Source organism: Wocania arenilitoris (assembly GCF_021728535.1).
GTDB classification, from domain to species: domain Bacteria; phylum Bacteroidota; class Bacteroidia; order Flavobacteriales; family Flavobacteriaceae; genus Wocania_A; species Wocania_A arenilitoris.
Genome location: NZ_JAKKDU010000001.1, coordinates 65,324 through 77,759, shown reverse-complemented (window position 1 = coordinate 77,759; position 12,436 = coordinate 65,324). Strand labels below are relative to the sequence as shown.

At 31.6% G+C, this 12,436-nt stretch carries 13 protein-coding genes; 8 read left to right on the top strand and 5 right to left on the bottom strand.

What is annotated here, in order from left to right:
- The first annotated feature begins 93 nt into the window (after positions 1-93).
- The 4 genes from recA (at position 94) to L3X37_RS00360 (ending at position 3,753) form a co-directional block, all read left to right on the top strand.
- The gene (gene recA, locus L3X37_RS00375) at positions 94-1,098 is read left to right on the top strand and encodes a recombinase RecA (RefSeq protein WP_237238163.1); all 1,005 of its coding nucleotides are present in this window, start codon (positions 94-96) and stop codon (positions 1,096-1,098) included.
- A gap of 127 nt (positions 1,099-1,225) precedes the next feature.
- Complete coding sequence (locus tag L3X37_RS00370; protein ID WP_237238162.1) at positions 1,226-1,636, top strand: hypothetical protein; 411 nt, start codon at positions 1,226-1,228, stop codon at positions 1,634-1,636.
- Between the two features lie 30 nt (positions 1,637-1,666).
- Positions 1,667-2,209, top strand: coding sequence for an RNA polymerase sigma factor (locus L3X37_RS00365; protein ID WP_237238159.1), 543 nt, complete (start codon positions 1,667-1,669; stop codon positions 2,207-2,209).
- Positions 2,209-3,753, top strand: coding sequence for a hypothetical protein (locus L3X37_RS00360; RefSeq protein ID WP_237238158.1), 1,545 nt, complete (start codon positions 2,209-2,211; stop codon positions 3,751-3,753). Before L3X37_RS00365 ends, L3X37_RS00360 begins: the two co-directional genes overlap by 1 nt.
- 80 nt (positions 3,754-3,833) lie before the next feature.
- Here the strand turns inward: L3X37_RS00360 and L3X37_RS00355 are convergent, their stop codons facing one another.
- Positions 3,834-4,571 (bottom strand): lysophospholipid acyltransferase family protein, encoded by a 738-nt coding sequence (locus tag L3X37_RS00355; RefSeq protein WP_237238156.1) that lies wholly within the window; start codon positions 4,569-4,571, stop codon positions 3,834-3,836.
- Between the two features lie 65 nt (positions 4,572-4,636).
- Here L3X37_RS00355 and L3X37_RS00350 point away from each other — a divergent pair, with 65 nt between their 5' ends.
- Both L3X37_RS00350 and trpS read left to right on the top strand, forming a co-directional pair.
- Entirely contained in the window at positions 4,637-4,879 is a 243-nt protein-coding gene (locus L3X37_RS00350; RefSeq protein ID WP_237238155.1) for a GlsB/YeaQ/YmgE family stress response membrane protein, read from the top strand.
- Positions 4,880-4,999: 120 nt separating this feature from the next.
- Positions 5,000-5,968: a tryptophan--tRNA ligase gene (trpS, locus tag L3X37_RS00345; RefSeq protein WP_237238154.1), complete on the top strand. Its 969-nt coding sequence runs from the start codon at positions 5,000-5,002 to the stop codon at positions 5,966-5,968.
- On the opposite strand, the gene dprA is transcribed toward trpS, so the two are convergent.
- The gene (dprA, locus tag L3X37_RS00340) at positions 5,965-7,080 is read right to left on the bottom strand and encodes a DNA-processing protein DprA (protein ID WP_237238153.1); all 1,116 of its coding nucleotides are present in this window, start codon (positions 7,078-7,080) and stop codon (positions 5,965-5,967) included. The two genes, trpS and dprA, sit on opposite strands and share 4 nt — an antisense overlap.
- Positions 7,081-7,184: 104 nt before the next feature.
- Here dprA and L3X37_RS00335 point away from each other — a divergent pair, with 104 nt between their 5' ends.
- Positions 7,185-8,141, top strand: a complete 957-nt coding sequence (locus L3X37_RS00335) for an HU domain-containing protein (protein WP_237238152.1) — start codon at positions 7,185-7,187, stop codon at positions 8,139-8,141.
- An 82-nt stretch (positions 8,142-8,223) separates the two neighbouring features.
- Entirely contained in the window at positions 8,224-8,733 is a 510-nt protein-coding gene (locus L3X37_RS00330; protein WP_237238393.1) for an acyl-CoA thioesterase, read from the top strand.
- A gap of 330 nt (positions 8,734-9,063) precedes the next feature.
- Here the strand turns inward: L3X37_RS00330 and L3X37_RS00325 are convergent, their stop codons facing one another.
- Genes L3X37_RS00325 through L3X37_RS00315 form a run of 3 tightly spaced genes read right to left on the bottom strand, consistent with a single transcriptional unit; the run spans position 9,064 to position 12,415 of the window.
- Complete coding sequence (locus L3X37_RS00325) at positions 9,064-10,290, bottom strand: murein hydrolase activator EnvC family protein (RefSeq protein WP_237238151.1); 1,227 nt, start codon at positions 10,288-10,290, stop codon at positions 9,064-9,066.
- Between the two features lie 2 nt (positions 10,291-10,292).
- A complete protein-coding gene (gene lolB1, locus L3X37_RS00320; protein WP_237238150.1) occupies positions 10,293-11,054 on the bottom strand; it encodes a lipoprotein insertase outer membrane protein LolB1 in 762 nt (253 codons plus the stop codon).
- On the bottom strand, positions 11,054-12,415 hold the full coding sequence (locus tag L3X37_RS00315; RefSeq protein ID WP_237238148.1) for a tetratricopeptide repeat protein: 1,362 nt from the start codon (positions 12,413-12,415) through the stop codon (positions 11,054-11,056). Before L3X37_RS00315 ends, lolB1 begins: the two co-directional genes overlap by 1 nt.
- Positions 12,416-12,436: the final 21 nt, after the last annotated feature.

Here is a 12,436-nt window from a genome sequence, read left to right as displayed (position 1 = left end):
TTATTTGGTTAAAATTTTTATGTTGAAAACTATTATTGTAACATGAAAAAAGTTGTAGTATTTTAGCAGTTATAATTTCAGAAAAACAGAATAATGAGTAACGAAAAAGAAGCAAAATTAAAAGCATTAAAGCTTACATTAGATAAATTAGACAAAGCATACGGAAAAGGTACTGTAATGAAAATGAGCGATGCCGCTGTTGAAGATGTTGATGCCATTCCTTCAGGGTCGTTAGGTTTAGATATTGCCTTAGGCGTTGGTGGTTATCCGCGTGGTCGAGTTATTGAAATTTACGGCCCAGAATCATCTGGTAAAACCACATTAACCTTACATGCTATTGCTGAAGCTCAAAAAGCTGGCGGGATTGCCGCATTTATTGATGCAGAACATGCTTTTGATAGGTTTTATGCAGAAAAACTAGGTGTAGATATTGATAATTTAATTATTTCTCAACCCGATAATGGCGAGCAAGCTTTAGAAATTACCGATAATTTAATTCGCTCTGGCGCTATAGACATTGTGGTTATAGATTCTGTTGCAGCATTAACACCTAAAAGTGAAATTGAAGGCGAAATGGGCGACTCAAAAATGGGCTTACACGCACGTTTAATGTCTCAGGCTTTAAGAAAACTTACGGGCTCAATAAGTAAAACCAATTGCACTGTAATTTTTATTAACCAATTACGCGAAAAAATTGGGGTTATGTTTGGTAACCCAGAAACCACAACAGGAGGTAATGCCTTAAAATTTTATGCTTCGGTTAGGTTAGATATTCGTCGATCAACTCAAATTAAAGACAGTAACGGCAGTGTTTTAGGAAATAAAACCAGAGTAAAAGTGGTTAAAAACAAAGTGGCTCCACCTTTTAAACTTGCTGAATTTGATATCATGTATGGCGAAGGCGTAAGTAAAGTAGGAGAAATTTTAGATGTAGCCGTAGAGCACGAAATAGTTAAAAAAAGCGGCTCGTGGTTTAGTTATGATGATACTAAACTCGGGCAAGGGCGAGACGCTGTAAAGGCCATTATAAAAGACAATCCAGAACTTATGGAAGAGCTCGAAGATAAAATTAGAACTGCTTTAAAAGCATCAGAATAAATAAAAAATCCCGATTTATCGGGATTTTTTATACAATTAAATTAATATCTCACGCAACCTTTTTGTTTGTTTAGCATCTATAAAAGACAAAAACAGGTATTAAAAAACAAAATTAAAATTATTTGCAATGAAAAAGTTAGTCACCCTAAGCTTAGCTTTATTTTTATTTGCTTCATGTAGTATTGATGATGATAGCTCAAACTATAGCTTTGAAATCTTACCTATTGAAAGTGTTGAAATTCCAGATGAGTTTACTTTAGGAGAAACTTACCCTATAACCGTTTCTTATTTTAAGCCTTCAACATGTCATTCTTTTAAAGAGTTTTATTATTTGAAGGAAAACAACGAGCGTACTGTTGCTGCCATAAATTATGTGTTTGATGATAGAGATTGCCAAACACTAACAGATGAGTTAGTAGATGCAACCTTTAATTTTGTTGTAACCAGTAATGGGTCATATATTTTTAAGTTTTGGCAAGGAGAAGATGCAAATGGAGAAGACCAATACTTAATTAAAGAAGTTTCTGTTACAAATTAAGTTTAAGTATTAATAAATACGTGTTTTAATTTGAGTTTAAACCAACTCATAGAAAATTGTAGAATTAATGATACTAAAGCCCAAGGAGAACTATACAAACTCTTTTCGAGTAAACTATTCTCTGTGTGCTTAAAGTATTCGAGAAACTATGCCGAAGCAGAAGACAACCTGCAAGACGCTTTTTTAATCATTTTTAATAAAATAGAGCAATATAAAAGCAAAGGCTCTTTTGAGGGTTGGTTAAAACGAATAACCATAAACACCGTTTTACAACGCTATAGAAACGAAAAGATTTTTGATATTATAAATGAAAATGTAACCGATGAGGTTGAATTAGATATAGACGAAGATAATGTGCCTTTAGAATATCTCTTAAAAATAATTCAAGAGTTGCCAGACCGTTATAGGTTAGTGTTTAACCTTTATGTTTTAGACGGCTACTCACATAAAGAAATAGCAGAAATGCTAAACATAAATATAGGTACATCAAAATCTAATTTAGCGCGTGCGCGACAGATTTTGAAAGACATTATTGAAAACTATAAAACAAGACAACGTTTACAATCCTTATAATGAGTGATAAAAAACATATAGACAGATTATTTCAAGAACGCTTTAAAGATTTTGAAGCGACTCCTAGTGATGCTGTTTGGAAAAATATAGAAGCAGAACTTAATAAGAAAAAAAGGCGCGTTATTCCTATTTGGTGGCGTTATGCAGGCGTTGCGGCATTACTATTATTATTATTAACAGTTGGTGGTTTGTTTTTAAATGATTCTGGCAGAAATGATTCTGACAATATTGAACCTACTCAAGTGGTAGATACTAAAGATGAGGTTTTAGATGATTTAAATAAAAATGATAACAATCCTTTAATTAATTCTAATAAAAAAGAAGAAGAAATTATAAATGAAAAAGAAGCTGTTGCTGAATCGAATATAGAAAAGGATTCTTCTGAAAAAGCTTCAGGCACAAAAACTGAAGATGCACTAAAAAACATTACTCCTTCAAACAAAACTTCGGTTGCCGAAAATACTTCATCAAAAAATAAAAATGAAAGTAAGTTAAAAGAACATCAAAATTCAAATAAAAAATTAACTGTTTCTAATTCCATTTTAAAAAACGATAACAAAACGGCAATTGCTAAAAACTTAAAAGATAATGAGGCAATAAAAAAGGAAAATGAAATCTCACAAATTGATAAAAATAAAACAACAGAAATAATTAATAGCACAACAACAAATAATACTGTTGCAAAAGTTAACCCAAACGATGTTTCGACAAACTCAATAACCAAAACTAATACTGTCGCAAATAACAAAGAGGAGAATATTACTATTGAAGACGTTTTAGATAAAAACAAAGATATTATTGAAGAAGAGAAAGACGAAAAATTAAACAGGTGGAGTATAGTCCCTAACGCTGCGCCTGTTTATTTTAGTAGTTTAGGAGAAGGATCTTCAATAGACCCACAGTTTAACAACAACTCTAAAACTGGAGAGCTTAATATGAGTTATGGCATTAAGGCTAGTTATGCAGTTAACAAGAAATTAAGTATACGTACAGGTGTAAATAAAGTTAATTTAGGCTATAACACTAATAATGTAGTGGTTTTTCAATCTCTTAGCGCTAGTAGCAGCTCTAGCTCATTACAAAATATAAGTGCAAGTGATAATAGTAGCGTTAGCTCTGTTTCGGTTATTAGTAGACAAAACTTAAGCTCTGCTAAAAGACCTGAGGTATTTACTCAAAACTCAAACACATCTATTAATCAAGACATGGGCTATATTGAAGTGCCTTTAGAAATTCAATATGCACTTACAAATAAAAAATTAGGAATTAATCTTATTGGCGGATTTAGTTCCTTATTTTTAAATAAAAACGAGATTTTTTCAGAGAATGCTGGGTCGATAATTCTTTTAGGCGAAGCAACTAACATTAATAAAGTAAGTTATAGTGCTAATTTTGGTTTAGGATTTAATTATAAATTTTCAAAAAAGATAGATTTGAATTTAGAGCCTATGTTCAAATATCAAATCAATACGTTTAATAATACATCTGGTAATTTTAAGCCTTATTTTATTGGGGTTTATACCGGGTTTGCCATTAAGTTCTAGGTTTTTGGTTAGATCTAGATATTGATTTTCTTTAAGCTCGAAAATCAATATCAAAAAAACTGCTCTCCCCAGAGCAGTTTTTATTTTTTAAAAGCATTCAATTGCTTTAAAATAATTTGTCTTGCTTCCTCATTTAAAGATTTTGTGTCTTCAATGGTTAAATTTTCAGTAGGTAAAAATTTATGAATTTTAACACGCATTTTTCCGGGGCTTCCGCTAAAAAAAGTATAAGAAAAACGTTTTTTATTATCGGCAAATGTTAATGGTACAATAGGGATTTTATGGTTAATGGCTAGTCTAAACGCACCATCTTTAAAGCTATCTAGTTCAATATGTTCTTCTGGCACGCCTCCTTCAGGAAAAATACAAATACTTAATCCAGATTGCAATCGGCGTTGTGCTCTTAAAAAAACAGCTTGTCTGCTTTTAGCAGAGCTTCTATCAACTAAAATACAAGTGCGCTTATAAAAAAAACCAAAAAGCGGAATTTTAACTAACTCCTTTTTACCAACAAAAACAAACGGATTTTTAACCGAAACTAGCATAAGCATAATATCTGCCATTGATGTGTGGTTTGCAATAAACATATAACTTTTATCTTTTTCGGGAACTTGTTCTCGCTCAATAATATATATAAAACCCATACCAATTAAAATGAATTTTGCCCAAAAACGTGCTAATTTAAAAAAGAACGGATACCACGATTCTTTTAAAATAGAAATTAAAAGAATTGGAAACATAATAAGTATTGGTGAAGCTACAAGAATATAGAACCAAATACGATAAAGTATCCAAAAAATATGCTTAACAATTTTCATTAAACCAAAAATACTATTATAAATTGATTATCTTTAAAACATATTAACTTTAAAATATTTAAATTATGGGTTTACTGTATTCACTTTTAATTGGAGCTATTGCTGGCTGGTTAGCTGGTAAATTAATGAAAGGCGGCGGATTCGGAATATTGCTCAACATTATTATTGGTATTGTTGGTGGTATTGTTGGTAATTGGCTTTTTGGGCAACTAAACATCTCTTTAATAGATGGTGTTGTTGGAGACATTTTAACAGGAGCTATTGGTGCATCTGTTATTCTATTTTTAGCTGGCTTATTTAAAAAATAAGAAAACCCTAGCTTATATTATAGTAAAAAGTGGCTTTTGCCACTTTTTTTATTGCCTAACAAATACGTATTTTCGCAGTGTTATTTAATTAAAAACCATCTTGTATTTACAGGACAAATTATGGCAAGAATACTAACAGGCATACAAAGTACAGGCACTCCACACTTAGGAAATATTTTAGGCGCTATTATACCAGCAATAGAAATGGCGAATAACCCAAGTAACGATTCATTTTTATTTATTGCCAATTTACATACGCTAACCCAAATTAAAGATGCGGCACTTTTACGAGAAAACACCTATTCTACTGCAGCAACATGGTTAGCTTTTGGATTAGATATTGAAAAAACCGTTTTTTATAGACAAAGTGATGTGCCACAAGTAACCGAATTATCATGGCATTTAAGTTGCTTTTTTCCATACCAGCGTTTAACATTGGCACATAGTTTTAAAGACAAAGCCGATAGGCTAGAGGATGTTAATTCTGGATTATTTACTTACCCAATGCTAATGGCGGCAGATATTTTATTGTATGATGCAAACTTTGTTCCTGTTGGAAAAGACCAATTACAACATATTGAAATGACACGCGATGTGGCGTCTCGTTTTCATGCTAAAATGGGTGAAACGTTTGTGTTGCCAGAAGGGAAAATACAAGAAAACACAAAGCTTGTTCCAGGTACAGATGGAGAGAAAATGAGCAAGAGTAGAAATAATATTATCAACATATTTTTAGATGATAAGAAACTGCGCAAACAAATTATGGGTATTAAAACAGATAGCACACCGCTTGAAGAACCAAAAGATTGGAAAACCTGTAACTGTTTTACACTTTATAATTTATTAGCTTCTGAGACACAGATAACAACCATGAAAGTCAACTACGAAAATGGCGGTTATGGCTACGGACACGCCAAACAAGATTTATTTGAATTAATTATTGAAAAATTTGCTAAACAGCGAGAGCGCTATAATTACTACATGAACAACCTTAATGAAGTTGATGCTGCATTAGCTGTAGGTGCTGAAAAGGCAAAAATTGTGGCTGATGCCGTTTTAAGTAGGGTTAGGGAGAAGGTTGGTTATTAGACCACCTCAAACAACTTCCCAGGTAAAGGCCTAATAATACCTTTTAATTCCATATTTAACAAAATACTAACTACTTTAAAAATGGGCATGTCGCAATTAATGGCTATTACATCCAATAATTGTTTTTCGTTTTCTTTTAAGTAATTATAAATCTTCTTTTCAGTGGTGTCTAGTTCAACAAATAATTGCTTTTGTATGTTTTTTTTGGTTGTTAAGCTTGCCAAAGTATCTAATTGCCAATTTAAAATATAAGGCACATCTAACGGGTTAGAAAGCATGTGTGCTTTTTGGTGTTTAATTAAATTATTACACCCTACACTTTGCGAATCGGTTGTGCGCCCAGGCACTGCAAACACATCTCTATTGTAAGAATTGGCAATATCGGCAGTTACTAAACTTCCGCCTTTTTCGGCAGATTCTATAACAATTGTGGCTTCGCTTAAACCAGCAATAATTCTATTTCGTTTTAAAAAATTGTTTTTATTAAAGGCATCGCTACTCCAAAAATCGGTAAAAAACCCACCGTTTTTTTCAACATCAATCATATACTTTTTATGCACTTTCGGGTAAATGGTGTGCAACCCATGAGCTAAACAACCAATGGTTTGTAAGTTATGTTTTAATGCTGCTTTGTGGGCAGTAATATCTGTTCCGTATGCAAAACCAGAAACAATAATTGGGTTATATGGTGTAAGCGCTTCAACCAAATTTTCACAAAAAGTTATTCCATTTGTAGTTATTTTTCTGGCGCCAACAATACTAATAATGTGTTGTTGTTTTAAATTAATATGTCCCGATTCAAATAGTAAAATAGGACCATCAATACAATGCTTAAGTTTTTCAGGATAACTTTCGTCTTTAAAATACAAAACCTTGAGTTTGTTTTGTTTAATAAATTTTATCTCTTTTTCTGCCTCTTTTAAATGATAAGCTTCAAACAAATCGCCTAAAATAATACCTCCAATACCACCAATTTTAAGTAAGTTTTGCTTTTTTTCTTTTAAAACAGCTTCAGCAGAACCACAATGAGAAATGAGTTTTTTTGCAGTAATATCGCCAATATTGGGTACATGTTGCAAAGCTAAAGTGTAAAGCAAATCATTTTCTTCCATTATAAACATTTGGTTTTAAAGCTACAATAAAAGAATTTTTCAACTGTTAATAAATACTTCGTCTTAAATTTTATCCAAAAGCATAATTTTTTAACTTTGTTTTTATGCAATTAGAAACTTACTTAAGCGATTTATTATATAGGTACGAATGTGTTACTATTCCAGAGTTTGGCTCTTTTTTAACGCAACGTGTATCGGCAACCATAAACGATTCAACAAATGCATTTTATCCTCCTAAAAAAGCGGTGTCTTTTAACGAGCAAATTCAACAAAATGATGGCTTATTAGCACATTATATTGCTGATGTAGAAAAAATTCCTTTTGAAGTCGCTACAAAAAAGATTGCAAAACGTGTAAAAACCCTAAAATCTTATTTAACACAAGGTGAAACACTTACATTTAATAATATAGGCGAGGTCGTGCTTAATAAAGAAGGAAGAATTTTATTTGAACCGACTTACAGTCTTAATTATTTGACTGATTCGTTTGGTTTGTCTCAATTTGTATCACCATCAGTTACTCGCGAAGTTTATAAAAAAGAAGTTGAAGATATTGAAAAAGTAATTCCGCTTACCGTTACTCCTGAAAGACGTGCTTTGAAAGGCTCTACAAGAGCTAAAAGACCGTATTTAAAATATGCAGCAGTAGCTTTAATTGCTTTAACGCTAGGTGGTTTTATGGCTTCAAATTTTTATATTAACCAAATTGAAACTCATAATCAATTAGCACAAGAAGAAGCGACAAAACAACTTGACACTAAAATACAGCAAGCTACTTTTAGTTTAAATCCGCTACCCGCAATTACACTAAATCTTACTAAACAAACAGGGAATTATCATATTGTTGCAGGTGCTTTTAGAGTTGAAGGAAACTGCAATAAAATCATTGCTCAATTAAAAAAAGATGGATTTAACGCTAGAAAGATTGGTGTAAACAAATACGGTTTACACGAGGTGGTTTATTCTAGCCACGAAACTGGTAAAGAAGCACTTAAAGCCGTTCGCGAAATAAGAAAGTCGCATAATAAAGATGCTTGGATATTGTTTAAAAAATTAGATTAACCTCAAAAACAATTCACTCCCCTTTTTACTTTATTAATACTTAAAATCATTTTACCTTTGCAACATCATTAAAACAAGCATGATGCAAGCAAAAACTCCCGAGCAATCTAAAACAATACTTACCGATATGGTTTTACCAGGTGAAACCAACCCACTAAATAATTTGTTTGGCGGTGAATTACTCGCACGTATGGATCGTGCCGCTAGTATTGCTGCTAGACGCCATAGCAGACGCATTGTGGTTACTGCATCAGTTAATCATGTTCTATTTAGCAAAGCGGTACCTTTAGGTAGTGTGGTTACCGTTGAAGCCAAAGTGTCTCGTGCCTTTAAAACTTCTATGGAAGTGTTTATTGATGTATGGATTGAAGATAGAGAATCTGGAGAAAAATCTAAAGCAAACGAAGCTATTTACACCTTTGTTGCTGTTAACGACACAGGCAGACCCGTTTCTGTTCCAGCAGTAATCCCACAAACAGATTTAGAAAAAGAACGTTTTGATGCTGCATTGAGACGTAAACAATTAAGCTTGTTGTTAGCAGGTAAAATTACGCCAGACAAAGCTACTGAGTTAAAAGCTCTGTTTTTTTAATTAAACCTTTTAAGTTTCCATATGTCTAATTAGTGATATGGCTATATTGATATAAAAAATGACATAAAAGATTTTAAAAGAAAAAAATCAAAGTTTGAGTCATAGCTATGGTGATAATTTTTTAACGAAGAAATTTGGGTTTTTTGCTCAAAATATTAATGTTGATTTAGCTATATGTTGTGATGAGAGTTTAATCTCGTGTTATTCTGAGCTTGTGCGTAAAAATCTGTTATTGCTTATAAAATTTTAAATTATGACATCCTAAAACAAGTTCAGGATGACACCGCGTGTTACATTTTGTAAATCCTATTATAATATTTCAAAATGCTATCACATTTTGTAAATCCAAGATGCTGGATTTTGAGTGCTGCTTTCTTTAGAAATACTAAAACTCAATATGGTTTCGCCGGTTATTCTATTGGTAAAAACCTCGCCTATATCTTGTTTTGTATTGACATTATCGCCTTCTTTTACATAAACTTTTGAGAGGTTTTTGTAGTATGTAATGTAATTTCCGTGACGAATTATTACTATCGGATTTACATTTTTCATTCTATGTACCGCAATAACTTCTCCTTTAAAAACAGCTCTAACTTTGGCGTTTTTTTCGGTAGCAATTCTAACTCCGTTACTTTTAATAGTTAACGATCTGTTTATAGGGTGTGGCTGTGTACCGTAACGCACTTTTACAATACCTTTTTTAACTGGCCAATCTAATTTGCCTTTATTCGATTCAAAATCTTTTGCCAACGCTCTTCCTGCTGGAGTTAATGCAAACGTTTTTGAGCTTGTAGATTTTCCTGCTTTTTTATTAGATTTTGCAATAGCTGCCTTAATAATTTTATCTATTTCGGCATCTATTCTATTAGCTTCTTGTTGTCTTTTTTTAATTTGAGTTGTATACCTATTAATATTTTTCTTAATAGATTTCATTATTACTTCGTGCTGATTTCGTTCAGCTTGTAACGATTTTTGTGTCTCTTTATTTTCAGCAATCAATTTCTGTTTATCTTCTTTTTGCTTTAGTAAACTCGTATTAATATCCTGTAATTCGGCAGTTTTTAATTTTATGGTTTCTCCTTGTTTCTTCTGATGATTACTGTATTGTTTAATATACTGTAAGCGTTTGTATGCCTGCTTAAAATCGTTTGAAGACAACAAAAACATTATTCTACTCTGTTGATTTTTACTTTTATAAGACTTCACAATCATTGCTGCATAATCTTCTTTTAACTGCTTTAATTCTTCTCTTAGATTACTAATCTTTTTTTGGTTAGAATTAATTTCTCTGGTAATTAAATTAGCTTGTTGATTAGTAACTTTAATTAAGTTGTTTAACACGCTAATTTTATAGTTAAAATCTTCAATCAAAGACAACTGCGATTTTTCTTTAGACTTGTTTTCAGAACGTAATTCATTAATTTTTTGAATCTCACGACGTAATTCCTGTCGGCGAGTTTCCAGCTCTTTTTGTTTGTTATTTTGAGAAAAACCCAAGCCACAGTACAAGCAAAAAACGAGTAAAACTAAAAACCTATATGTTCCTTTACTATTCAATGCTATAACTTAATTTCTTTAAATCCAGATGGTATTTTAAACGGAAAACGGAGGTCTTCGTTTAATAATACATTTTTAAATTCTAATTTAATAATGGCTTCTTCGTTAGCTTCAACAGCATTAATTTTTATATGCTCAGGTAGTGTTTGACTACCAACTTTTTGATACGACAAATAATCAATCTGTAATATTCTAAATTCCTTTGGTTGAGATATTTGTTGCGATTTTACTTTAAAGTGCGAAGGGTCTAATAAAAAGAAAATCTCAAACAATTCGCGTTGCTTTTTTGGTTGAAGCACATAAAGACTATCTCTTATACTTGAAAAATAAGTATCATCTTTTAAGCTAAATAACGTTTCACCCAATAATAAATTTTGAACTTTTTGAAAATCTAAATCAGTTCCCAATAAATCACTTAAATAGGCGTAGTCACCTTCAAAATACGTATTGTCCAGCTTATTATAAAAACTTACTTTTTCTGGTGTTACTTTGGCTCTTATAACTGAAAAAGTAGCGCTAATCCATAAAATCTCATCTTTCTTAGCTCTAAATGATACTGCGTGTGTTTGCTCCTTTTCATTTTGTAAATATGTAATTTTAAGTTTTGCCTGTAACGTTTTAAAGCGAGCCGCCTGTTTTGCGTTTTCTTTAATTAATTGTCTCGTAGAAAGTTTATAATTTGCTTCGCCAGCACTAATAGTTTTAGTTGATTTACAGCTTGATGCTAGCAAGATAAGAAGCGTAAAAAAGATATATTTATGCATTAATTTGAGGTTTCTAATTGTTTTGCCTTATCACTAAACGCTTTTGCTTTGGTTGTATTGTTTAGCAGTGTATAGGCTCTACTGAGTTGATTATAGAAATCTGCTTCCATTTTGTTATCATCAATAATATAATCTAATCCAGATTCTAAAACTTCGGCGGCTTTTTCAGCTTGATTTAATCCGTTTAAAGCCACACCATTTATTAAGTAAAATATAGGTTGCGAAGGATATTTTTCTAAGGCATTATTACTTTTTTGAGAAGCTGCATCAAATTGTTTTAAATCAATGTAAAGTAGTAATACATTACGCATAATTTGAAAATTATCAGTTTCTAAAGCCAAAGCCTCTTGATAGTATTTTAAAGCGTTTGCTTTATCGCCTTGCTTTAAATAATATTGAGCTAATTCTACTAAAGTTTTACCATTATTGCTATTGCCAACTAAGGCTGTTATTTCAACTAAATCTGACTCATATTCTGGGTTTTTACGAACAAAACTCACAAAGTCTGATAATACTTTAAGTTTAGCATCTGGTTTTATCTGGCTGCTTTTTAAAACGATTTTCATCGATTCTATAGCTTTTTCTGTATTGTTATCATCTAAATAAAATTTGTATAAAGCAAGATGAACAATTTGAGAATTCGGATTAATTTTAAGCAATTCTTTGGCAGTTTCAAACGCCTTTTCTTTTTCATTGTTTTCGCTATAGCGGAAAATAAGTGCTAAATAATTCGACTCTTTATCTGGGTTATTTTCAACACGAGATTCTAAATTTTTAATTTGATCTTTTTTGCGTCCTGTTGCCTCATAAATTTGGTTGCGAAGTATATCTCTAGCTACCGATATTCCAAATTCTAAATCCAATTCATCCAAGATTTTAAGAGCATCGTTATAATTTTTTGTTCGCAAATAAAGCGATGCCAAATCTTCTTTATAATCTGGATGATATTTTACAAGTTGTTTTACTGTTTTTATGGCTTTATCATAATCATTTTGAGAGGCATAAAACCCATACAATTCATCTAAAAACCATTCATTGTCTGGTTCAATTTTTATGGCTTTTTTTAGTGCATCTTCAGCTGATCCAAAATTTTTGAGCAGGTTGTAGCTTTTGCCTAATTCAAAATATAACACTGGTAACGTATTATCAATTTCTATACATTTTAAAAGCGCCTCTACAGATCGGTCGTAATTCTCTATTCCTTTTTGTTTTAAGGCTTCATAAAATAGTTCTTGAAATTCGTCATCTACATTGCCTAAATCGTCATCCGGTTTTTTATTAAAATCTACTTGAGCATAATTTATCTGCGGAAAGAAAATTAATCCGAAGAGAAAAAAGAGTATGTAGATTTGTTTTTTCATGATAAAAATGCTTAGACTCAG

Coding starts and splice junctions, on each gene's coding strand:
- L3X37_RS00315 (WP_237238148.1), bottom strand. CDS start 12,415: ATGAAAAAACAAATCTACATACTCTTTTTTCTCTTCGGATTAATTTTC.
- recA (WP_237238163.1), top strand. CDS start 94: ATGAGTAACGAAAAAGAAGCAAAATTAAAAGCATTAAAGCTTACATTA.
- L3X37_RS00330 (WP_237238393.1), top strand. CDS start 8,224: ATGCAAGCAAAAACTCCCGAGCAATCTAAAACAATACTTACCGATATG.
- trpS (WP_237238154.1), top strand. CDS start 5,000: ATGGCAAGAATACTAACAGGCATACAAAGTACAGGCACTCCACACTTA.
- dprA (WP_237238153.1), bottom strand. CDS start 7,080: ATGGAAGAAAATGATTTGCTTTACACTTTAGCTTTGCAACATGTACCC.
- lolB1 (WP_237238150.1), bottom strand. CDS start 11,054: ATGCATAAATATATCTTTTTTACGCTTCTTATCTTGCTAGCATCAAGC.
- L3X37_RS00360 (WP_237238158.1), top strand. CDS start 2,209: ATGAGTGATAAAAAACATATAGACAGATTATTTCAAGAACGCTTTAAA.
- L3X37_RS00370 (WP_237238162.1), top strand. CDS start 1,226: ATGAAAAAGTTAGTCACCCTAAGCTTAGCTTTATTTTTATTTGCTTCA.
- L3X37_RS00350 (WP_237238155.1), top strand. CDS start 4,637: ATGGGTTTACTGTATTCACTTTTAATTGGAGCTATTGCTGGCTGGTTA.
- L3X37_RS00335 (WP_237238152.1), top strand. CDS start 7,185: ATGCAATTAGAAACTTACTTAAGCGATTTATTATATAGGTACGAATGT.
- L3X37_RS00355 (WP_237238156.1), bottom strand. CDS start 4,571: ATGAAAATTGTTAAGCATATTTTTTGGATACTTTATCGTATTTGGTTC.